The 21,940-nt window shown below is 74.9% G+C and carries 19 protein-coding genes and 1 pseudogene; 14 read left to right on the top strand and 6 right to left on the bottom strand.

The features are described 5' to 3' along the window. Nucleotides 1-24: 24 nt before the first annotated feature. A complete protein-coding gene (locus ACFVXG_RS06820; protein WP_375884656.1) occupies nt 25-282 on the bottom strand; it encodes an exodeoxyribonuclease VII small subunit in 258 nt (85 codons plus the stop codon). A gap of 93 nt (nt 283-375) precedes the next feature. Between ACFVXG_RS06820 and ACFVXG_RS06815 the strand changes: the two genes are divergently transcribed. Beyond that, a complete protein-coding gene (locus ACFVXG_RS06815; protein ID WP_387925030.1) occupies nt 376-864 on the top strand; it encodes a GNAT family N-acetyltransferase in 489 nt (162 codons plus the stop codon). A gap of 35 nt (nt 865-899) precedes the next feature. Here the strand turns inward: ACFVXG_RS06815 and xseA are convergent, their stop codons facing one another. Both xseA and ACFVXG_RS06805 read right to left on the bottom strand, forming a co-directional pair. Continuing rightward, nucleotides 900-2,132 (bottom strand): exodeoxyribonuclease VII large subunit, encoded by a 1,233-nt coding sequence (gene xseA / locus ACFVXG_RS06810; RefSeq protein WP_387925028.1) that lies wholly within the window; start codon nt 2,130-2,132, stop codon nt 900-902. A 10-nt stretch (nt 2,133-2,142) separates the two neighbouring features. Next, nucleotides 2,143-3,501: an APC family permease gene (locus ACFVXG_RS06805; RefSeq protein ID WP_387925027.1), complete on the bottom strand. Its 1,359-nt coding sequence runs from the start codon at nt 3,499-3,501 to the stop codon at nt 2,143-2,145. A gap of 110 nt (nt 3,502-3,611) precedes the next feature. On the opposite strand from ACFVXG_RS06805, the gene ACFVXG_RS06800 reads away from it, so the two are divergent. Next, nucleotides 3,612-4,586, top strand: a complete 975-nt coding sequence (locus ACFVXG_RS06800) for a 4-hydroxy-3-methylbut-2-enyl diphosphate reductase (RefSeq protein WP_387925025.1) — start codon at nt 3,612-3,614, stop codon at nt 4,584-4,586. A 150-nt stretch (nt 4,587-4,736) separates the two neighbouring features. Beyond that, entirely contained in the window at nt 4,737-5,483 is a 747-nt protein-coding gene (gene ppgK, locus ACFVXG_RS06795; protein WP_387925023.1) for a polyphosphate--glucose phosphotransferase, read from the top strand. Nucleotides 5,484-5,516: 33 nt separating this feature from the next. Here ppgK and ACFVXG_RS06790 read toward each other — a convergent pair whose 3' ends face one another. Next, complete coding sequence (locus ACFVXG_RS06790; RefSeq protein WP_387925021.1) at nt 5,517-5,966, bottom strand: DUF6542 domain-containing protein; 450 nt, start codon at nt 5,964-5,966, stop codon at nt 5,517-5,519. A gap of 302 nt (nt 5,967-6,268) precedes the next feature. Here ACFVXG_RS06790 and ACFVXG_RS06785 point away from each other — a divergent pair, with 302 nt between their 5' ends. The 4 genes from ACFVXG_RS06785 to ACFVXG_RS06770 all read left to right on the top strand — a co-directional run bounded on the left by ACFVXG_RS06785 (nt 6,269) and on the right by ACFVXG_RS06770 (nt 8,488). Next, nucleotides 6,269-6,661, top strand: coding sequence for a VOC family protein (locus ACFVXG_RS06785; RefSeq protein ID WP_387925019.1), 393 nt, complete (start codon nt 6,269-6,271; stop codon nt 6,659-6,661). Nucleotides 6,662-6,745: 84 nt separating this feature from the next. Next, the gene (gene ychF, locus ACFVXG_RS06780; protein ID WP_387925017.1) at nt 6,746-7,819 is read left to right on the top strand and encodes a redox-regulated ATPase YchF; all 1,074 of its coding nucleotides are present in this window, start codon (nt 6,746-6,748) and stop codon (nt 7,817-7,819) included. A gap of 136 nt (nt 7,820-7,955) precedes the next feature. Continuing rightward, the gene (locus ACFVXG_RS06775) at nt 7,956-8,237 is read left to right on the top strand and encodes a type II toxin-antitoxin system Phd/YefM family antitoxin (RefSeq protein ID WP_387925015.1); all 282 of its coding nucleotides are present in this window, start codon (nt 7,956-7,958) and stop codon (nt 8,235-8,237) included. Next, a complete protein-coding gene (locus ACFVXG_RS06770; RefSeq protein ID WP_387925013.1) occupies nt 8,234-8,488 on the top strand; it encodes a Txe/YoeB family addiction module toxin in 255 nt (84 codons plus the stop codon). The genes ACFVXG_RS06775 and ACFVXG_RS06770 overlap by 4 nt, the downstream gene beginning before the upstream one ends. A gap of 59 nt (nt 8,489-8,547) precedes the next feature. Here the strand turns inward: ACFVXG_RS06770 and ACFVXG_RS06765 are convergent, their stop codons facing one another. Together ACFVXG_RS06765 and ACFVXG_RS06760 are read right to left on the bottom strand one after the other, a co-directional pair. Further along, on the bottom strand, nt 8,548-9,213 hold the full coding sequence (locus ACFVXG_RS06765) for an HAD-IA family hydrolase (RefSeq protein ID WP_387925012.1): 666 nt from the start codon (nt 9,211-9,213) through the stop codon (nt 8,548-8,550). 61 nt (nt 9,214-9,274) lie between these two features. Beyond that, a pseudogene (locus ACFVXG_RS06760) lies at nt 9,275-10,422 on the bottom strand (dihydrofolate reductase family protein). 248 nt (nt 10,423-10,670) lie between these two features. Between ACFVXG_RS06760 and ACFVXG_RS06755 the strand changes: the two are divergent. The 7 genes from ACFVXG_RS06755 to ACFVXG_RS06725 all read left to right on the top strand — a co-directional run bounded on the left by ACFVXG_RS06755 (nt 10,671) and on the right by ACFVXG_RS06725 (nt 21,821). Continuing rightward, nucleotides 10,671-11,519: a methyltransferase domain-containing protein gene (locus ACFVXG_RS06755; protein ID WP_387925010.1), complete on the top strand. Its 849-nt coding sequence runs from the start codon at nt 10,671-10,673 to the stop codon at nt 11,517-11,519. Between the two features lie 133 nt (nt 11,520-11,652). Then, nucleotides 11,653-13,080, top strand: coding sequence for a DUF4190 domain-containing protein (locus ACFVXG_RS06750; protein WP_387925009.1), 1,428 nt, complete (start codon nt 11,653-11,655; stop codon nt 13,078-13,080). A gap of 210 nt (nt 13,081-13,290) precedes the next feature. Continuing rightward, nucleotides 13,291-13,455 (top strand): hypothetical protein, encoded by a 165-nt coding sequence (locus ACFVXG_RS06745; RefSeq protein WP_387925007.1) that lies wholly within the window; start codon nt 13,291-13,293, stop codon nt 13,453-13,455. A 173-nt stretch (nt 13,456-13,628) separates the two neighbouring features. Then, on the top strand, nt 13,629-14,075 hold the full coding sequence (locus ACFVXG_RS06740) for an NUDIX domain-containing protein (protein ID WP_387925005.1): 447 nt from the start codon (nt 13,629-13,631) through the stop codon (nt 14,073-14,075). A gap of 138 nt (nt 14,076-14,213) precedes the next feature. Continuing rightward, nucleotides 14,214-16,949 (top strand): SpoIIE family protein phosphatase, encoded by a 2,736-nt coding sequence (locus tag ACFVXG_RS06735; protein ID WP_387925003.1) that lies wholly within the window; start codon nt 14,214-14,216, stop codon nt 16,947-16,949. 256 nt (nt 16,950-17,205) lie between these two features. Further along, nucleotides 17,206-19,830, top strand: coding sequence for a SpoIIE family protein phosphatase (locus ACFVXG_RS06730; RefSeq protein WP_387925001.1), 2,625 nt, complete (start codon nt 17,206-17,208; stop codon nt 19,828-19,830). A 149-nt stretch (nt 19,831-19,979) separates the two neighbouring features. Then, on the top strand, nt 19,980-21,821 hold the full coding sequence (locus ACFVXG_RS06725; protein WP_387924999.1) for an ABC transporter family substrate-binding protein: 1,842 nt from the start codon (nt 19,980-19,982) through the stop codon (nt 21,819-21,821). Nucleotides 21,822-21,940: the final 119 nt, after the last annotated feature.

The following is a 21,940-nucleotide window of genomic DNA, read 5'->3' as shown; positions in this document are numbered from 1 at the left end:
CGTGCTCCCCGCCCGCCCCGAGGGTCACTCCCCGCCCGGGCCCGCGCCCTCCTCGGCGGCCAGCGCGGCGTCCAGTCGGGCCCGGGCGCCGTCCAGCCAGCGCTGGCAGACCTTCGCCAGCTGCTCGCCACGCTCCCACAGCGCGAGCGACTCCTCAAGGGAGGTGCCGCCGTTCTCCAGCTGCCGGACCACGTCCAGCAGCGCGTCCCGGGCGTGCTCGTAGCCCAGCGCGTCGTCCGGGGTCGGCGCCGCCGCGTCCTGCTGCTCCTGCTGCTCTGCCATGCGTGCCAGGGTAGGCGCTGGCGCCGACAGGGGCGGGCTCCACGGGCCGAAAACGGAGTGCGGCCGACCGGCCCCGGCGCTAGCCTCCGCCGCATGATCAAGGTCCGACCCGCAGTTCCCGACGACGCGCCCGAACTCGTCCGGCTGCGCGAGCTGATGTTCGAGGCGATGTCCGGCACGGTCGCGCAGACCGATCTCGGGCCCTGGCGGGCCACCACCGAGAGGATCCTGCGCGAGCGTCTGGCGCTGCCGGCCGAGGAGCTGGCCATGCCCGTCTTCGTGGTCGACGACCCGGACCGGCCCGGCCGGCTCGCGGCCTGCGCCGTGGGCACCCTGGAGCCCCGGCTGCCCACGCCCAACAGCCCGGACGGCCTGTTCGGCTTCGTCTTCAACATCTGCACGGACCCCGACCACCGGCGGCGCGGCTACGCCCGGGCCTGCACCGAAGTGCTGCTGGACTGGTTCGACGGCCGCGGGGTCGGCCGGATCGACCTGCACGCCAGCAGTGGCGGCGAGTCGCTCTACCGCAGCCTGGGCTTCGGTGAGTACTCGACGGCGCTGTCCCGGCAGCGCTCCTACTGAGACTCGGCTGCCGGGGGGCGTCGGCTAGGGGTCCGCTACTGAGGGTCCGCCGCCCCGGGCCCCGGGGCCACGGTGACGTCGAAGCCGCCGCCCGCCACCCGGGCGTGCAGCCCCTCCCCGGCCGCGAGCCCCGCCGGGTCCGTCACCACCGTGCCGTCGGCCCGCTGCAGCACCGCGTAGCCGCGCTCCAGGGTGGCCGCCGGGGAGAGCGCGACCACCCGGGCCAGGGTGTGCCCGAGGTCGCTCTGGGCGTGGTCCAGCCGGTGCCGCAGGGTGCGCCGGGTCCGCTCCAGCAGGCCCTCCACCTCCTGGCCGCGCCCGTCCAGCATCCGGTGCGGGGCGGCCAGCGCCGGGCGGCTGCGCAGCCCGTCCAGCCCGTGCTGCTCGCGCTCGACCCGGGCCTGTACGTGTCGGCGGGCCCGGTCGCGCAGCTGGCGGACCTTGGCCAGCTCCTCGCCGACGTCCGGAACCACCCGTTTGGCGGCATCCGTCGGGGTGGAGGCGCGCAGGTCGGCGACGAAGTCCAGCAGCGGCTGGTCCGGCTCGTGCCCGATCGCGCTGACCACCGGCGTCCGGGCGGCCGCGACCAGCCGCACCAGCCCCTCGTCCGAGAACGGCAGCAGGTCCTCCACGCTGCCGCCGCCCCGGGCCACGATGATCACGTCCACCTCGGGGTGCTCGTCCAGCTCCCGCACCGCCGCGCTCACCCGCTCCACCGCGCTGACCCCCTGCACCGGGACGTTGCGCACCTCGAAGCGGACGGCCGGCCAGCGCCGCCGGGCGTTCTCCAGCACGTCCCGCTCGGCCGCCGAGCCGCGCCCGGTGACCAGCCCGACGCACTGCGGCAGGAACGGCAGCCGCCGCTTGCGGTCGGCCGCGAACAGGCCCTCCCCGGCGAGCCGCCGCTTCAGCTGCTCCAGCCGGGCCAGCAGCTCGCCCAGGCCCACCGGCCGGATCTCCGAGGCCCGCAGCGACAGCTGCCCGCGGGCCGCGTACCACTCCGGCTTGGCGTGCACGACGACCCGCGAGCCCTCCTGCACCACGTCCGCGACCTGCTCGAACACCGAGCGGAAGCAGGTCACCGTGAGCGAGACGTCGGCCTGCGGGTCGCGCAGGGTCAGGAACACCACGCCCGCGCCGGGGCGGCGGCTGAGCTGGGTGATCTGCCCCTCGACCCACACCGCGCCGAGCCGGTCGATCCAGCCGCCGATCAGCGCGGAGACCTTGCCGACCGGGAGCGGGGCTTCGGGGGAGCTGGTGTTGGCCATGCGTACGAGGCTAGCGGCGCCCGCCGACACCGTCCGCCGTACTGCCCTGCACGCCGAGCACCACCAGGCCGACCGCCAGCCAGACCAGCCCGACCAGCTGCGCCGTGGTCGAGGCCTCGTAGACCACGGCGCCGATCACCGCGATCCCCAGCAGCGGGACGACCAGGTGCCGCAGCCGGTCCGGCGAGCCGTGCCGGACGGTGTACCAGCCGACCACCGAGGCGTGCAGCAGCGCGAAGGCGGTCAGCGCGCCCACGTTCACCACCGAGGTCAGCTGGTCCAGCCCGTCGTCCCGCTCGGCCGCCCAGACCGCCGCCGCCATGGTGACCACCGCGGCCGCCAGCAGCGCCCGGCGCGGCACCGCGCTGCCCCGGTCGACCGAGCCGAGCAGGCGCGGCAGCCGCCCGTCCCGGGCCATCGCGAAGACCAGCCGCCCGGCCGCCGCCTGGCCGGCGAGCGCGGCGAAGGCCGCGCCGATCGCCTTGCTGCTCGCCACCAGCACGTGCAGCCAGTGGCCGATGCCGCCCTCCACGGTGTCGTAGAAGGCGGAGCCCTGGGCGGCCGGGTGGGCGGCCAGCTGCTGCGGGGTGGTGGGTTCCAGCACCGCGGCCAGGTAGGTCTGGGCGACGAACAGCACTCCGGCCAGCGCCAGGCACCACAGCACCGCCCGGGCCACCGCGGCCGAGGCGCCGACCGCCTCCTCGACGAAGGTCGCGATCGCGTCGAAGCCCAGGTAGGAGAGCACCGCGACGGACACCGCCGAGACCACCGCGGTGAGCGAGAAGTCCCCGACGGCGGTGAACGGGGTGTCCCAGCCGCGCCGCGCGCCGTCCCGCACCAGCACCACCACGGCCGCGACCACGAACACCGCCAGCACCGCGATCTCCAGCGCGAGCACCGCGAAGCCGACCGCGGCCGCCGTCCGCACCCCGACCAGGTTGAGCGCGGTGGTCACCAGCACGGCGACCGCCGTCCACAGCCAGCGCGGGACCCCCGGCACCAGCGAGTGCAGCGCGATCCCGGAGAACAGGTAGGCCACCGCGGGGATCAGCAGGTAGTCCAGCATCGCCATCCACCCGGCGATGAACCCCGGCCCCTCGCCCAGCCCGGCCCGCGCGTAGGCGTAGACCGAACCGGTCTGCGGCACCGCGCGCACCATCTGGGCGTACGAGAAGGCGGTGAAGCCCATCGCGACCGTCGCCGCCAGGTAGACGGTGGCCACCGCGCCGTGGCTCCTGGCGTCCAGCACGCCGAACACGCCGACCGGGGCCATCGGGGCGATGAACAGCAGCCCGTAGACCATCAGATCGCGGACGCCCAGGGTGCGGCGCAGGCCGCCCGGCGTCGGCTGCTCACTCACAGCGCTCATGGAGACCACAGTTGGGCAATCCCCGACCGTTTGCGACCGGAAAGGGCCCGGAGGCGGCGCGGCCCCGCGCCCGGCGCGGTGGGGCTCCCGGCCGCCCGTACGATGGAGCCATGTCCAACACCGCGCCGCGCCGTGTCCTGCTCGCCGCCCCCCGGGGCTACTGCGCGGGTGTCGACCGCGCCGTGATCGCCGTGGAGAAGGCCCTGGAGCAGTACGGGGCGCCCATCTACGTCCGCAAGCAGATCGTCCACAACAAGTACGTGGTGCAGACCCTGGAGAAGAAGGGCGCGATCTTCGTCGACGAGACGGAGGAGGTGCCCGAGGGCTCGATCGTGGTGTTCTCCGCGCACGGCGTCGCCCCGGCCGTCCACGACGAGGCGCGGGCCGGCAAGCTCGCCACCATCGACGCCACCTGCCCGCTGGTCACCAAGGTGCACAAGGAGGCCGTGCGCTTCGCCGACGAGGGCTACGACATCCTGCTGGTGGGCCACGAGGGCCACGAGGAGGTCATCGGAACCATGGGCGAGGCCCCGGACCGGATCCACCTGGTGGACGGCGCCGAGGACGTCGCCAACGTCGAGGTGCGGGACGAGTCCCGGATCGTCTGGCTGTCCCAGACCACGCTGTCGGTGGACGAGACCATGGCCACCGTCGGCGAGCTGAAGAAGCGCTTCCCGGCGCTGGTCAGCCCGCCCAGCGACGACATCTGCTACGCGACCCAGAACCGCCAGGTCGCGGTCAAGCAGCTGGCCCCGGAGACCGACCTGCTGATCGTGGTCGGCTCCAAGAACTCCTCCAACTCGGTCCGGCTGGTCGAGGTCGGCCTGGAGTACGGCGCCAAGGCCGCCCACCTGGTCGACTTCGCCGAGGAGATCCAGGAGTCCTGGCTGGAGGGCGTCACCACGGTCGGCCTGACCAGCGGCGCCTCGGTGCCGGAGATCCTGGTCGACGGCGTGCTGGAGTTCCTGGCCGCGCGCGGTTACGACACGGTGGAGACGGTCAAGACCGCCGAGGAGCACCTGATCTTCTCGCTGCCCAAGGAGCTGCGCCGCGACCTGCGCGCCGAGGCCGCCGGCAAGCTCTAGGCCTTCCGTGACGGACCCGGTGCCCGCAGCGGGCACCGGGTCCGTTGCTGTGCGGGCCCGCCCCCGCTCTCGTAGCTTTGTGCCCAGGCTGCGTTTCATGCACAGGCTGTGGACGAGCCGGTCCGCGGCCGGACGGCGGAGGGTGGAGCGATGACGGCGGTATTCGGCGTGGACATCGGCGGTTCGGGCATCAAGGGCGCCCCGGTCGACCTCGCCCGGGGCGCACTCGCCCAGGAGCGCCACAAGGTGCTCACTCCGCAGCCGTCCGAGCCGGCGGCCGTGGTCGCGGCTGTGTGCGAGGTGGTGCGCCACTTCGACCACCAGGGGCCGGTCGGGCTGACCTTCCCCGGGGTGGTGGTCGGCGGCCGCACCCGGACCGCGGCCAATGTGGACAAGGGCTGGATCGGGCTGGACGCCGAGGGCCTGTTCCGCGACGCGCTGGGCATGCCCGCGACCGTCCTCAACGACGCCGACGCGGCCGGTCTCGCCGAGACCGCGCACGGCGCCGGCCGGGGCGAGTCGGGCGTGGTCCTGGTGCTCACCTTCGGCACCGGCATCGGCAGCGCGCTCTTCGTGGACGGCGCGCTGGTGCCCAACACCGAGCTGGGCCACCTGGAGCTGCGCGGCAAGGACGCCGAGCGCCGGGCCTCCTCGGCCGCCAAGGAGCGGCACGGGCTGGACTGGGAGCAGTGGGCCGGGCGGGTCGACGAGTACCTGGACCTGGTCGAGATGCTGTTCTCCCCGCAACTGATCGTGATCGGCGGCGGGGTGAGCCGCAAGCACGAGAAGTTCCTGCCGCTGCTGAAGGACCGCCGGGCGCGGGTGGTGCCGGCGGAACTGCGCAACGACGCGGGCATCGTCGGGGCCGCCATGGCGGCGGCCCGGGCGGCGGGCTAGGGACACGCCCTCAGGGCCCGCGCGCCGGGGCCGTCAGCGGGAGCGCTGGATCCGGCGCTGGGCGATGAAGCGGGCGAGCACGATCAGCGCGGCCAGCCCGGTGCCGGAGAACAGCCAGCCGGCCCGCAGCGCCAGCCCGGTCGCCAGCGCCACCACCTGGGCGGTCACGCCCGAGGAGCTGACCGGGGCGAGCGCCAGCAGCGCCACGGCGAAGGCGATCGGCCCGCTGATCGGGGCGGCCAGCAGATCGACGTAGCGGACCCGGACGGCCAGCTGGAAGCAGACCACCAGGTAGCCGAGGCCGAACAGCCAGCCGAGGTCGTCGAAGAGCAGCCGGTCCAGGCCGGCCACGGCGAGCGTGGCCAGCACCGCGAGCACGCCGGTGCCGATCGCGGTCAGCCGGGTCGGCCGGCCGGTCCGGCGCCGGCCGTACACCCGCAGCCGGCGCTTCGGGGACGGGCGTGCGGCGGGCCGGTCGGCCACCGGGCGTAGCCGGGACGGGGGAGCCGCGGGGGCTCCGGCACTCTCGGGCGCCCGGCCGGGACCGGGGACGGCGGCCGGAGCCGCGCCGGTCGGCGGACGGCGTCTGGGCCCTGGCGGCTGGGTACGGATGCTCTGCTCCACCCGCCCAACGTACGGTCCGATCATCGCCACACTGTGTAATGGACCGTTCAGGCCTTGTCCCGTGTCCCCGGATGGCGTACTCCTGTGATCGTCACTCAAGGGCTGACCTGCTCGGCCGAGCCGACGCACCATGATCATCTGATGACCGCACGGGGGACCGCATGACCGCCGACTTCACCTTCGAACGCCTCGACCACGTCCAGCTCGACATCCCGGCCGGCGCCGAGGACGAGTGCCGCGCCTTCTGGTCCGGCGTGCTCGGCATGACCGAGCTCCCGAAGCCGCCGGTGCTGGCGGCGCGCGGCGGGTGCTGGTTCCGCGGCGGCGGGGTCGAGGTGCACCTCGGCGTCACCCCGGACTTCCGCCCGGCCCGCAAGGGGCACCCCGGCATCCTGGTGACCTCGCTGGACGCCCTGGCCGAGCGCCTCACCGCACACGGCCACGAGGTCACCTGGGACGACCACCACCCCGGCCACCGCCGCTTCTACTCCGCCGACAAGCTGGGCAACCGGCTGGAGTTCCTGGAGCCGCTCCCGGCCCCGACCGAGGAGTGAGCCGACGCGGGCGCTGCCCGTAGACTTGGGGGTCGGCCCGTACGGTGCCGACCCAACTCCTCCAAGCCCACGGGACTGCGCTTCATGTCGCTCACGATCGGAATCGTCGGCCTGCCGAACGTCGGCAAGTCGACCCTGTTCAACGCCCTGACCAAGAACGACGTGCTGGCGGCCAACTACCCGTTCGCCACCATCGAGCCGAACGTCGGCGTCGTCGGCGTCCCGGACGCGCGGCTGGCCAAGCTCGCCGAGATCTTCGGCTCCCAGCGCATCCTCCCGGCCACCGTCGACTTCGTCGACATCGCCGGCATCGTGCGCGGCGCCAGCGAGGGTGAGGGTCTGGGCAACAAGTTCCTCGCCAACATCCGCGAGTCGGACGCGATCTGCCAGGTCGTGCGCGCCTTCACCGACCCGGACGTGGTGCACGTGGACGGCAAGGTGTCGCCCAAGGACGACATCGAGACCATCCACACCGAGCTGATCCTGGCCGACCTCCAGACCATCGAGAAGGTCCTGCCGCGACTCCAGAAGGAGGCGCGCCTCAAGAAGGAGACCGCCTCCGTGCTGGCCGCCGCCGAGGCCGCCCAGGCGATCCTGGAGACCGGCAAGACCCTCTTCGAGGCCGGCTTCGACACCGCCCCGATCCGCGAGCTGCACCTGCTGACCGCCAAGCCCTTCCTCTACGTCTTCAACGTGGACGAGGACGAGCTGGCCGACGAGGACTTCAAGGACGTGCAGCGCGCGCTGGTCGCCCCGGCCGAGGCGATCTTCCTCAACGCCAAGATCGAGTCCGAGCTGATCGAGCTCGACGACGCCGAGGCCCTCGAACTCCTCCAGTCCATGGGCCAGGAGGAGCCCGGCCTCGCCACCCTCGCCCGGGTCGGCTTCGACACCCTCGGCCTGCAGACCTACCTCACGGCCGGCCCGAAGGAGACCCGCGCCTGGACCATCAAGAAGGGCGCCACCGCCCCCGAGGCCGCCGGAGTCATCCACACCGACTTCCAGAAGGGCTTCATCAAGGCCGAGGTGATCTCCTTCGACGACCTGGTCGAGACCGGCTCCATCGCCGAGGCCCGCTCCAAGGGCAAGGCCCGCATTGAGGGCAAGGAGTACATCATGCAGGACGGCGACGTGGTGGAGTTCCGCTTCAACGTCTGACCGGGTAGCACAACTCCCGTACGAGGGGCCGGACTTCCATCGGAAGTCCGGCCCCTCCGGCGTTGTCCGGCCCGGCTCGGCGACGTCCAGGAGTGGTACGCTTTCCCGTACCACTTTGCGGAAGGGGTTGCCCGTCATGTCCATCACCGCAAGCGAGGCGCGCCGAGATCTCTTTCCGTTGATCAAGAAGGTCAACGAGGATCGCGAGGCCATCGAGATCGTCTCCAAGCACGGGAATGCCGTGCTCGTCTCCGCCGAGGACTACGCGGCCCTGCGCGAGGGCTCGTACCTGCTGCGCTCGCCCGCCAACGCCCGGCGGCTGCTCAAGGCGTACGAGAACGCCCTGGGGCGGATCAACCTCGCCGAGCGTGAGCTGATCGACCCCGACGTGGCGGACTCGGGGCCGGCTGCCAGGTGAGGCTCGTCTTCGAGGAGCAGGGCTGGGAGGACTACACCTCCTGGCTCAAGAACGACCGGAAGATCCTCGCCCGGCTGAACAGGCTCATCGAGGAGGCCCTGCGGGACCCGTTCTCGGGCATCGGCAAGCCGGAGCCGTTGAAGTTCCACCTGCCGGGCGCCTGGTCGCGGCGGATCGACGACGAGCACCGCTTGGTCTACCTGGTCACGCAGGACGAGATCATCGTCCTCGCCGCCAGGTACCACTACTGATCACGGTTCGCCGGAGGGGCCGGACTTCCATCGGAAGTCCGGCCCCTCCGCGTTGTCGGTCAGGCGGCGACGGTGATGGTGAGGGTGCCGTCCGGGGCGGGGGTGACGGTGACGGCGGTGAGGGTGGGGGCGAGGGCGTCCGGGTGGTGGGCGGCGGCGCGGGGGCCGATGCCGATGACGCGCATGCCGGCGGCCCGGGCGGCGGCGATGCCGGCGCCGGAGTCCTCGAAGGCGAGGCAGTCGGCGGGGGCGAAGCCGAGGGCGGCGGCGCCCTTGAGGAAGCCCTCGGGGTCGGGCTTGCTGGCACCGACGGACTCGGCGGTGACCAGGACGGGCGGCATCGGCAGGCCGGCGGCGTCCATCCGGACCCGGGCGAGCGGGAGGTCGGCGGAGGTGACCAGGGCGTGCGGCAGGCCGGTCAGCGAGGCGAGGAAGGCGTCGGCGCCGGGGACCTGGACGACGCCCTCGGTGTCGGCGCGCTCCTCGGCGAGCATCTGCTCGTTCTCGGCGAGGTTGGCCTCGACCGGGCGGTCCGGCAGCAGTACGGCCATGGTCGCGTGGCCCTGGCGGCCGTGGACGACGGTGAGCGCCGCGACGGGGTCGAGGCCGTGCCGCTCGGCCCAGCGGGTCCAGCAGCGCTCGACCACGGCGTCGGAGTTGACCAGGGTGCCGTCCATGTCGAGGAGGAGGGCGCGGGTGGTGAACCGGACGGGGGCGGCGGTCATGGGGCGGCTCCTGGAGGCGGGGAGAGAAGGCGAGCTCTTTGTTTCCGAATGATACAAAAGATCACGGGAGCAGATGGGCGTTGACCGCCCGGGCCTCCTCGGCCAGCTCCGGCAGCTCCACCACCTCGACCCCGGCCGCCTCCAGCAGGGCCGTGCCCTGGCAGTCGGTGACGAAGAGGTCCGGCTCCCGCCAGGCGACCACCACCCGGGGCACGCCCGCCGCGATCAGCAGCCGGGCGCACGGCACCGGCCGGGAGGCGCGCTGCCCGCAGGGCTCCAGGCTGCTGTAGACGGTCGCCCCGCGCAGCCGGGGGTCGCCCGCCGGGAGCTTGGCCAAGGCCGCCTCCTCGGCGTGGTCGTGCGCGTCCGTCTCCCGGCTGAAGCCCTCCGCGAGCACCTCGCCGTCGGCGCCGACGACCACCGCCCCGACCGAGAAGGCCGTCGCGGAGGGCGGGCAGCGGCGGGAGAGTTCGACGGCCCGGCGCAGGTGGTCGAGGTCGGTGGCGGCGGGGTGGGTCACGGCGCGGGCTCCTTCGGGGCGTACCTGAGCAGGACGACGTCGCCCACCGTACGTGCCTCCAGCAGCCGCATCCGCCGGGTCGGGCCGCCGGGGAAGGCGGCCGGGCCGACGAAGCGCGGCGCCCCGGGCTGGCCGACCAGCAGCGGGGCGACGGCCAGCTGGAGTTCGTCCGCCAGGCCCTGGGCGAGGAACTGGGTGTGCACCCCGCTGCCGCCCTCGACCATCAGCCGGCGCACCCCGCGCGCGCCCAGGTCGTCCAGCACCGCGCCGAGCTCGACCGAGTCGCCGAGCGCGACCACCTCGGCCAGCCCGTTGAGCCGGGGCCGCAGCACCGCCGCCCCGGCCGCCGTGGTGTAGGCGAGCTTCGCGCCGCCGGTGTGCCAGAACCGCAGGTCGGCGGCGAGGGCGCCGCTCGCGCTGAGCGTCACCTTCAACGGGTGCTCCGGCCTCCCGGCCGCCGCCCGGGAGGCCCGTCGTGCGGGGTCATTGACCAGCAGGCGCGGGTTGTCGGCGCGCAGGGTGTTGCCGCCGACCAGGATCGCGTCGGCCGCCGCCCGCTCCTGGTCGACCCGGTCGAAGTCGGCGGCGTTGGAGAGCAGCAGGCGGTCGGGGGAGGCGTCGTCGAGGTGGCCGTCGAGCGAGACGGCGGCGCTCAGCAGGACGAAGGGGCGCTGGCCGGGGCCGGGCATGGGCGGGACCGTTCTGTCGGGGCCGGGCATGGGCGGGACCGTTCTGTCGGGGCCGGGTCGGTCGGGGCCGGTCGGTCGGGCCGTCCGGTCCGGTCTTCCGGTCGGGGCGCCTCCACGGTACGGCGGCGAGTTGTCGCCGTAGGGCCCGGTGATCGACATGTGAGACGGTTCTGCTCGACATGCGGGATGAGGCGTAGCGTCGGGGTGTCGCGGAAACGGAACGACCGACCACGTCCCAGGGGGACCTCATGCCCGGAATGCCCGGCCCGAAGCCTGCCGCCACCTACACCCACGGCCACCAGGAGGCCGTGCTGCGCTCGCACCGGTCCCGGACCGCCGCCGACTCGGCCGGTTACCTGCTGGACCACCTGAGGCCCGGCCAGGCCCTGCTGGACGTGGGCTGCGGCCCGGGCACGATCACCGCCGACCTGGCCGAACTGGTCGGCCCGGGCGGGCGGGTGGTGGCCGTGGACGCCTCCGCCGAGGTGCTGGAGCTGGCCGCCGGGTACGTGGCCGGGCGGGGCCTGTCCAACGTGGTGTTCGAACTGGCCGACGTGCACCGACTGCCGTACCGGGACGGCGAGTTCGACGTGGTGCACGCCCATCAGGTGCTGCAGCACGTGGCCGATCCGGTGGCCGCGCTGCGCGAGATGGGCCGGGTGACGGCGCCCGGCGGGCTGGTCGCCGCCCGGGACGCCGACTACGCCTCGATGACCTGGTTCCCGGAGGCGCCCGCGCTGGACCGCTGGCTGGAGCTGTACCGGCGGACCGCCCGCGCCAACGGCGGCGAACCGGACGCCGGGCGGCGGCTGCTGTCCTGGGCCCGCGCGGCCGGCCTCACCGACGTCACCGCGAGCAGCGGCACCTGGACGTACGCGACGCCCGAGCGGCGCGAGTGGTGGGCCGGGTTGTGGGCGGACCGGGTGACCGGTACGGCCTTCGGCCGGACGGCGGTGGAACGGGGCTTCGCGGACCCCGCCGAGCTGGCGCGGATCGCGGCCGGCTGGCGGGAGTGGGGCGCCGCCGAGGACGGCTGGTTCTCGATGATCCACGGCGAGATCCTGGCCCGGGTCGGGGCGGAGCAGCCGGGGCGGTAACGGCCGGGCGGGCGTTCGGAAAGATCGGGTAAAGTCGCGCGACCGTTCACCTCGGGCCCGTCCGGCCCGGGTGGCGGTGTCGATAGCCGAAACGCCGAGTCGAGGCCCGCCCGGCGGGCCGGGGGAGTCCCACGTGTCCGAGCCTGAGTCCGCGCCGCCCGCCGCTCCGGGGCCGGACCCGCGGGTGGACTTCCGCAAGGGACCGGGGAAGGACGCGGCGAAGGAGCCGGAGGGGGAGCCGGGGGCCGACGGCCCGGAGCCGACGGTCCCGACGGCCGCCGACCCCTGGGCTCCGCCGGCCGACCGGCCGGCCCAACCGGTCCCGGCGGCCCCGGCGGCCGCCCCGCAGGCCCCGCCCCAGCCGCCGCCCCCGCCGCTGCCCGCGGGCGGCTGGGCCTCCGTGCCGCCCTCCGCCGAGTCCGGCCTCCGGCCCGGCCACCCCTACCCCCACTCCCATCCGGGCCCGCACGGAAACCCGCACCCCTACCCGCCGTACCTCCTCAACCCGTACGACCCCCGGCCCGAGCCGCGCACCAACGGCTTCGCCGTCGGCTCCCTGGCGACCGCCCTGAGCCTGCTCTCGCCGGTGGCCCTGGTGCTCGGGATCCTCGCCCTGGTCCAGATCAAGCGCCGCGGTCAGCGCGGCCACGGCATGGCGGTGGCCGGCGTGGTGCTCGGGGCGGTGGGCACCCTGCTGCTGTCGCTCGCCCTGGGCGCGGGGGACTTCAGCTCCGCCCGGGACGGGCGGGGCGACCGGTACGCCCAGAAGCCGCCCGCCGGCTCGGTCCGCTGGTCCGCGCTCAAGGCCGGGGACTGCTACCTGTCCTCCGGGGCGAGCGGGAAGCCGGACGAGAACGGCGACGAGACGGTCTACTGGGTGCGCCGGGTGGCCTGCGCGGAGCGGCACAACGGCGAGGTGGCCGGCACCGCGAAGGTCCCGGACAGCGGCGGCGCCTACCCGGGCGCGACGGTCGTGCGCGAGCGGGCCGCCACCCTGTGCCGCACGGTGCTCGACGACTACGCGCTGGACCAGTGGGCCGTCCCGGACGGCATGGACGACGTCTACCTCTACCCGAGCGCGGGCAACTGGGCGGTCGGCGAACGGTACGTCACCTGCGCCTTCGAGGACCCGGACGACCAGCACCTGGGGACGGTCCGCACCGACCGCCGCAGCCTGACCTCGGTCCAGCTGGCCTACCTGGAGGCCGTCCGGGGCTTCAACGCGGCCTACCTGGACACCCCGAAGCAGGACGTGGCGGTGGCCGAGGCCGAGTACCGGTCCTGGGCCCGCCGGATGGCCACCGCCTCCCGGGCCGAGGCCGCCGCGCTGCGCAAGCCGACGGCCGAGTGGCCGACCGACATCCAGCCGAAGGTCGACAAGCTGGCCGAGACCCAGACCCAGGCGGCCACCGCCTGGGACGCCGCGGCCTCCGGCGACGACGTGGCGGGCGACCTGCGCCGGGCCCGGGCGCTGGTCGCCAAGACGGTGCCGCTCAGCGTGGACATCCGGCGCTCGCTCGGCCTGTCCACCGGCGAGCAGGTGCCCGACCTCCGGGCCTGAGCCGGTCGCCCGGCCGGAGCGCGGCCGGGCACCGGGTTACCCGGCGTTAACCGCGCCCGTACCTGCCGGTAGCGCGCGAGCCGTAGGGTCGCCCCCGTGCCCCCGGCCCGACCCCCACGCCGGCCGGGGGCACGGCATCGGGGGGGCCCGGGCCGGGGCGGCACCGCAGGAGCGGTGACCCGCCGCGGCCCGGGCCGGTAGCCTCCCCGCATGGGCACCTTTCGGGTGATGCGGCAGGACGACAACGGCAACCGCTTCCTGGTCGCCAAGGACCTGGCCGAGGCGGAGGCGCACCGCCTGGCCGCCGAGTTCGAGGCGCGCGGCCACAAGCAGATGTACTGGGTCGAGGCCCAGGACGCCGACCCGGCCCTCTAGGTCCTCTCTTTTGGATCTTGTCGGATCAGGCCGCGGCGTTGGGGTGCGTGCATCGCAAGGCGGAGGAGGGAGCCACTGCGGAGCATTGGCGACCGACGACAACGCGGCGAGGTGCGTGCCCCGGCGTCGCGGACCCGGCAAAGATCCGAAAGAGAGGGCCTAGGGTCGGGGGCATGGACCAGGCCAGCGAGACCACTGTCGAGCCCCCGCTCCGGATCGTCGTCGGCGGGGTGCTGATCCGCGGCGGCCGGGTGCTCGCCGCCCGCCGCAACTCCCCCGCGTCGGTCGCCGGCCGCTGGGAGTTCCCCGGCGGCAAGACCGAGCCCGGTGAGACCGAGGCGCAGGCGCTGGAGCGCGAGCTGCTGGAGGAGCTGGGCGTCCGGGCGCGGGCGCTGCGGCGGCTGCCCGGCGGGTGGGCCGTGCGGCCGGGGCTGGAGCTGCGGTTCTGGGCCGCCGAGCTGCTGTCCGGTGAGCCGGGCGCGCTGGAGGACCACGACGAGCTGCGCTGGCTGGGCCCGGCGGAGCTGGACTCGGTGGACTGGATCGACCACGACCGCGAGGTCCTGCCGCACGTCGCCGAGCTGCTCGCGGCCGCGGACGACGCGCAAGCCGCCGGATAGGTCAATCGGACAAGACGACCCGGCAGCCGGGATAGCCTGGGTTCTGCTGGGTATGTCACTTTTCGGCACTATTCGTCACCATCGGTGAGCCGCCCCAGCCGGCGCCGCCGATCCCGACCAGAGCCGGAGGCCCCGTCGGTGTCGACAACCGGGAACGGCGGGGGAGCGCGGCGGGCGGGAGGCGCGGGAGGCGCCGCCGCCCGCGCCCGGCTGCGCCGCGCCGCCCCGCCGGCCGCCCCGCAGCCGGCGTCCGGCCGCCGTCGCGGCGGCCCCGACGTCCCGGCCGCCGCCCGGCCCGTCCAGCCGGCACCGACTCTGGACGTCCCCGAGCCCGGCCTCCAGCCCGGGCTGCGCAGCCGCCCCGGCCGGCCGTTCCCGGGCGGCCCGGCCGATGCCCGGCAGGGCCTGGCCGCCCCGCCCGGGGGCAGCCTGCTGGACATGCTCAAGGTCGCCATCGCGATCCTGGACACCGCGGGCCGGGTGGTGCTGTGGAGCCCGGCCGCCGAGGAGCTGCTCGGCTGGCCGAGCGAGCTGCTGGTCGGCCGCCGGATCGACGAGCTGATCCCGGACCAGGAGCAGGTCGCCCGGATCCGGGCCGCCGTCCAGGACACCCTGCGGCACGGCCGCTGGACGGGCAACGCCGAGCTGCGCGACCGGGACGGCGTGCCGGTCGCCGTGGACGCCCGGATCTCCCTGCTGGTGGACGGTGACGGCACCCCGTTCCTCCAGGTCAGCCTGGCCGAGGCGGCCGCCGTACGGGCCGTCGAGCGGGACCTCGCGGTGCGGGACGCGCTGTTCGAGCAGTCCCCGCTGGGCATCGCCATCCTGGACACCGACCTGCGCTACACCGCCGTCAACCGGACCCTGGCCGAGATGAACGGGGTCGCCCTGGAGGACCACGTCGGGCGCACCACCGGCGAGACCCTGCCCGAGCGGGCCGCCGACGAGATCACCGCGATCCAGCGCCAGGTGCTGGCCACCGGCGAGCCGGTCATCGACGTCACCCTCGCCTCCCCGGTCACCACCCGGGCCGGCTACCGCTCGATCTCCTACAGCCGGATGACCGACCGGGCCGGCCGGGTGCTCGGCATCTCCGGCACCGTGATGGACGTGACGGAGCGTTACCGTGCGGTGGCCAAAGTCGAGCACGCCAGACGTCGGCTCTCGCTGCTCAACGAGTTCGGCTCCCGGGTCGGCGACCTGCTCGACGCCGCCCGGATCGCCCAGGAACTGGCCAGCTCGGTGGTCCCCCGGCTGGCCGACCACTCCGCGGTGATCCTGCTCCAGGCCGTCGCGCACGGTGACGACCTGCCCCGGCACGGCCACGACCGGCGCACCTCGCTGCTCCAGCTCGGCACCGCCTCCGTCCAGGACGGCCCCGAGGTCGAGGTGATGCTCCGGCGCGGTGCCCGGATCACCTTCGCCGAGGACTCCGCCTGCGGCCGGGTGCTGCGCACCGGCGTGCCCGAGCTGCTCTCCGGCGCCGACCAGCTGGACGACGTCACCTACCCGGGCGACCCCAAGACCCAGGCCGCCCACGACCTGGGCGTGCACTCGATGCTGGTCGTCCCGCTGCGCGCCCGCGGCATCGTGATCGGCCTGCTGCTGGTCAGCCGGGCCGGCTACCGCGAGGGCTTCGACCGCGACGACCTCGCCTTCACCGTCGAACTCGCCGACCGGGCCGGCAGCTCGCTGGACAACGCCCGGCTGTACGCCCGCGAGCGCACCGCCGCGCTCACCCTGCAGCGCACCCTGCTCCCGCAGCAGGTCCCCCAGCCCACCGGGGTCGAGGTCGCCTACCGGTACGTGCCCGGCAGCAGCGGCACCGAGGTCGGCGGCGACTGGTTCGACGTCATCCCGCTGCCCGGGGACCGCACCGCGCTGGTGGTCGGCGACGTGATGGGCCACGGTCTGCGGGCCGCCGCCACCATGGGCCGGCTGCGCACCGCCGTCCGGGTGCTGGCCGCCCTCGACCTGCCGCCGGACGTCCTGCTGCGGCACGTCCACGAGCTGGCCGACGACCTCGCCCAGGGCCCGGACGAGGCGCTGCTCGCCACCTGCGTCTACGCCGTCTTCGACCCGGGCACGGCGATGCTGACGGTGGCCAAGGCCGGGCACATCCCGCCGGTCCTGGTGGTGCCGGGCGAGGAGGCCACGGAGCCGACCCGCACCGGCGGCCCGCTGCTCGGCGGCGCCGGCCGGATCCTCGACCTGCCCTCCGGCGCCCCGCTCGGCGTGGGCGGAGTCCCGTTCGAATCGGTCGAACTGAAGATCCCCGAGGGCAGCCTGCTCGCGCTGTGCACCGACGGCCTGGTGGAGTCCCGGGACAAGGACCTCGACGTCGGCCTCGGCAGACTGGTCACCGTCCTCCAGGGACAGCACGCCTCCATCCAGGCCGCCTGCGAGGCGGTGCTGGACACCATGGAGCAGGGCCGCGAGCCGGACGACGTCGCCCTGCTGCTGGCCCGGCTCGGGCACGGCCAGGCCGGCACCCCGACGGCCGGCTGGACGCTGCCCGCCGAGCCCACGGCCGTCTCCCGGGCCCGCCGGCTGGTCCGCGCCGCGCTCACCGAGTGGGGCGTGGAGGAGCTCACCGACACCGCCGAGCTGCTGGTCAGCGAGCTGGTCACGAACGCCGTCCGGTACGCCAGTGCCCCGATCGGGGTCCGGCTGACGCTCGGCGAGACGCTGCTGGTCGAGATCTCCGACCCGCTGCCGGACCCGCCCCGGGAGCGCCACGCGGCCGAGGCCGACGAGGGCGGCCGGGGCCTGGAACTGGTCCACCGGCTGGCGCTGCACTGGGGCGCCCGGGCCGAGGGGATCGGCAAGGTGGTCTGGTTCGAGCTGGCCCTGCCGGGTAATGAGCGGGCGTGAGTCCGGCGGGACGTGAGCCGAGCAGGACGCGAGTAGAACACCAGGAGAACCGTGCTGCATATGCCAACCGGCGCCCGGAGGGAGCGCGCGCTCCGGAAGGGGGCGCGGGCGTGGCATTGTGGTTGCGCGGGCGGTAGGACAAAAACCTTCGCCCGATCTGATGTTGTGATGTTGAGGGCGTGTGAACCCACCCCTCGATGATGAATACTCGGTCTTCTCGACATCCGGACGGTCGCGGGTTGGAGGGGTCGGTCCGTTGAACAGCACACCGGCGCGGAACGCGCCGAGCAGCAGCGGTCATGCCGCTGTGCCCGGGCAGGCCGGTCACCCGCACCTGCCCGCACCGGCGGCTCCGCCCGCGGGCACCGCGGGGCCGGTCCGGGCAGACCACCCGGGCGCCCACCCCGCGGTCGGACCCCGGCCCTGGGGCGCCGGGGACCCGGGCTCGATCTACGACTACATCCGGGTCGCCACCTTCGCGATCGGCCCCGACGGCCGGATCAGCCAGTGGAGCGAGCGGGCCGCCGAGTTCTTCGGCGTCCCCGCCGCCGAGGCCGTCGGCGCCGACCCGATCAGCACCTTCGTCCCCCGCGAGCTCTGGCAGCGCGGCCGCGCCCGGCTGGAGCGCACCCTCGCGGGCGAGGAGTGGGTCGGCACCACCCCCTACCGGGACGCCGGCGGCGGCGAGGGCCTCGCCGAGCTCTATCTGATGCCCGACAGCGCCCTGCCCACCGCGGGCGCCACCTGTCTGGCCGTCGACCTCGGCCGGCTGCGCCGGATCGAGACCGACCTCGCCGCCTCCGAGGCCGTCTTCGGCCAGACGCCCACCGGCTTCGTGCTCTTCGACGACCGGCTGCGGCTGCAGCGGGTCAACGACGCCTTCGCCTCCGGGATGGGCCTCGTCCCCACCGACCTGGAGGGCCTCACCCCGCACGACCTCTTCCCGCCGTCCGAGGCCGACCGGCTCTCCGCCGCCCTGCGCAAGGTCCTCGCCACCGGCGAACCCGTCTTCGACCTGCGCTTCCACAGCGCCGTCCCGACCCGCGAGGGCAACCGGCTCTGGGCCGTCTCGCTGTACCGGCTCAACGGCTCGGCCGGGCAGCCGATGGGCGTGGCCGGGCAGGTCTCCGACGTCACCAGCCGGCACGTCGCCGAGCGCGAGGCCGACGGCGTGCGCCGCAACCTCGCCCTGCTCAACGAGGCCAGCGCGCACATCGGCTCCACCCTCGACCTGGAGACCACCGCCAAGGAGCTCCTGGACGTCGTCGTCCCGCCGTTCTGCGACCTCGCCACCGTCGACCTGTACACCGCGCTGCTCTCCGGCGAGACCGTCCCCAGCGCCGGCCGGCTCGGCGACACCGTGCTCACCGACGGCAGCGGCGAACTGCGCCGGGTCGCCGTCTCCAGCGTCATCGGCGGCGCCTCCTCGGTGCTCGGCTCGGTCACCGGACTGCCGATCGCCGAAGCCGGCGGCACCCTCTGCTACCCGCGCCGCTCCCCGCACGCCCGGGCGCTGCGCACCGGCCGCAGCGTCGTCCCCGAGCCCGGCCGCGACCCGCTGCTGCGCTCCACCCTGATCGTCCCGCTGGTCGCCCGCGACCAGGTGCTCGGCCTCGTCCAGCTCTCCCGGGCGATCGGCAGCGAGCCCTTCGACGCCCGCGACGTGGCGATCGCCGAGGAACTGGTCGCCCGCGCCGCCGTCTGCATCGACAACGCCCGGCTCTACCGCCGCGAGCACGAGCGGGCGCTGATCCTCCAGCGCAGCCTGCTGCCCCCGGGCAACCCGGCCGCCAGCGGCCTGGAGATCGCCTGCCGCTACCTGCCCAGCAACAACAACACCGAGGTCGGCGGCGACTGGTTCGACGTCATCCCGCTGCCCGGCAACCGCACCGCCCTGGTCATCGGCGACGTGATGGGCCGCGGCCTGCGCGCCGCCGTCGCCATGGGCCAACTGCGCACCGCGGTACGGACCCTGGCCATGCTCGACCTCGACCCGGCCGAGGTGCTCGGCGCGCTGGACGAGATCGCCCGCGGCCTCGGCGACGACTCCGTCCCGGCCGGCCCGCCCACCCAGTACGGCCGGCTCACCTCGACGGCCGACGAGGAGGCCCGCGAGGTCTACCTGGCCACCTGCGTGTACGCGGTCTACGACGCCGTCACCCGCCGCTGCGTGTTCGCCAACGCCGGCCACCTGCCGCCCGTGCTGCTCAGCCCGGGCGAGCCCGCCCGGATGCTCGACGTGCCGCCCGGCCTGCCGCTCGGCGTCGGCGGCGAGCCCTTCGAGGAGGTCGAACTGACCCTCCCGGACGGTGCCTTGCTCGGCCTCTACACCGACGGCCTGGTGGAGAGCCGCAAGCACCAGCTGGACGAGGGCCTGCGCGCCTTCCGGACCGCGCTCAGCGACCGCGGCAAGGGCCTGGAGGACCTCTGCGACCACGTCCTCGGAGAGCTCGACCCGCACCACGGCGAGGACGACATCGCGCTGCTGATGGCCAAGGTGCACGCCTTCCCCGAGGACGCGGTCGGCAACTGGTTCCTGCCGCCCGAGCCCACCTCCGTCGCCAAGGCCCGTGAGCTGGCCTGCAGTTGGCTGCTCGCCCGGGGGCTGGAGGAACTGGTCGACACCACCGAGCTGTTGGTCAGCGAGCTGGTCACGAACGCGCTCAAGCACGGGCGGGGCGAGATCCGGCTGCGGCTGCTGCGCGAGCGCAGCATGGTCTGCGAGGTCTGGGACGACGGCTACGCCCAGCCCCGGCAACGGCGCGCCCAGGAGACCGACGAGGGCGGGCGCGGCCTGCAGCTGGTCAGCCTGCTGGCGGAGCGGTGGGGCAGCCGGCGCACGCCCAAGGGCAAGATCGTCTGGTTCGAGCTGGCCCTGTAGGGCCTGTCTTCAAACCCCCGTCGTTTGCCCGCAGGCGTGGGTTTGAAGACAGGCCCCAGGTCCCGGGGCTGGGCCGTACGGGTGCAGTCGCCCGGCGGCCCGCCGTGTCGGGGCGGGGCCGGGCGGGCGGGCGGCGTTCGATGGCCGCCATGCGCGTCCGCCAGCTCACCGCCGCAGCCGCCGCGCTGCTGCTCGCCGCCGGTCTCGGCGGCTGCTCCGACGGCCCGGTCCGCGGCCCCTCGCCCGCACCGGCCTCGGCCGATCCCACCGCCACCACCGGGGACGTCCGGCCCGCCGACCGCGGCGCCGTCCGGGACGGCGGCACGCTGCACTGGGCCCTGGACGGCGTACCGGCCACCCTCAACGTCTACCAGCGCGGTGCGAGCGCCGACTCGGCGCTGCTGGCGCACGCGCTGTACCCCTCGCTGTTCCGGCCCGACGAGCACGGCCGGCTCGTCCCCGACCCGGACTACCTGGCCGGTGCCGAGTCCACCCCGCCCGGGCAGCAGCCGCAGGTGGTCACCTACCGGCTCAACCCGCACGCCGTCTGGAACGACGGCACCCCGCTGTCGGCCGCCGACCTCACCGCCCAGCGGGCCGCCCTGTCCGGCCTGGACCCGGCCTACCGGGGCGGGCCGGCGGCCGGGTACGACGCCATCGACTCGGTCACCCAGGGCGCCGACCCGCACGAGGTCAAGGTGACCTTCCGGCGGCCGTGCGCCGAGTGGCGGGCGCTGTTCGGGCCGCTCTACCCGGCCGCCGAGACGGCCACGCCGGAGGCCTTCAACCGGGCGCTGGCCGGCACCGGCCACCTGAGCGCCGGGCCGTACGCCCTCACCCGGTACGACGCCGACGGCGGGCGGGTCACCGTGGAGCGCAACCCGCTCTGGTGGGGGGACGTGCCGAAGACCGACCGGATCGACTTCCTGGCCGCCCCGCCCGAGCGGCGGCTGGACGCGCTGGACCAGGGCCGGCTGGACGTCGTCCCGCTCACCGCCGCGGTGGACCGGGCGGAGCCGCCCGCGTCCCCGGTCCCGCCCTCCTCCTCGCCCTCACCCGCGCCCCCGTCCGGCACCCCGGGCGCCGTCGGCGCGCCCGCCGATCCGTCCGCAGATCCGCCGGCCGGGGCGCCCGAGGCCGCGGCGTCGGCACTGCGGCGGGCCGAGTCACTGCCCGGGGTCACCGTGCACCGGGCGGCCGCCGCCTCGCTCACCCAGCTCACCCTCAACGCCGGCCACGGCCCGCTCGGCGACCCGGCGCTCCGGCGGGCGGTGGGCCGGGCGGTGGACCGCCGGGCGGTCGCCGAGGCCGCGCTCGGCCCGCTCGGCCTGCCCGGCGCCCCGCTCGGCAGCCACCTGCTCGCCGCCGACCAGGAGGGCTACCGGGACGACAGCCCCGCGATCGGACCGGAGGACGCCGCACAGCTGCTGGACGCGGCGGGCTGGAAGCTGCCGAACGGCGGCACCCGGACGAAGGACGGCAAGGAGCTCGTCCTCACCCTGCTCATCCCGGCGGGCTCCGCGACCGCCCGCCGCACCGCCGACGCCCTCGTCATCGGGCTCGGCGAGTTCGGCATCGCGGTGAATCCGCGGACCGCGCCCGCCGACACCTTCGTCCAGGACCAACTCGCCGACGGGGAGTACGACTTGGCGCTGTTCTCCTGGCCGGTCGGCGCCAGTCCGGCGGCCGAGCAGCGCGCCGCGTACGCCAAGCCCCGGCCGGACGCCGACGGCGCGCTCGACCACGGCCGCAACTACGGCCGCAGCGGCACCGAGGAGATCGACCGCCTCTTCGACCGGGCGGCCGCCGAACTCGACCCGGCGGCCCGGCTGGACCTGCTGCAGGAGGCGGACGTACGGATCTGGCAGCTCGGCCACTCCGTCCCGCTGTACCAGCGCCCGGAGCTGGTCGGGGTGCGGACCGGGGTGACCGGGGCCGGGGCGTTCGGCTTCGGCTGGCCGCGCTTCCAGGACGTGGGCTGGAGCCGCTAGCGGTGCGGTGCGGTCCGGGGCCGTCGGATCGCGAACGGAGGCGTGTCGGAACGCGTCCGCCGGGTGACGGGCACGTGACTCATCTGTGATCTTGGTCCCGGCCGACCTGCTCGTTTCTG

It is taken from the genome of Kitasatospora sp. NPDC058162 (genome assembly GCF_042884005.1).
Lineage (GTDB): Bacteria > Actinomycetota > Actinomycetes > Streptomycetales > Streptomycetaceae > Kitasatospora.
Note: the sequence above shows the minus strand (reverse complement) of the source record. Positions and strands in the feature narration are given on the sequence as shown.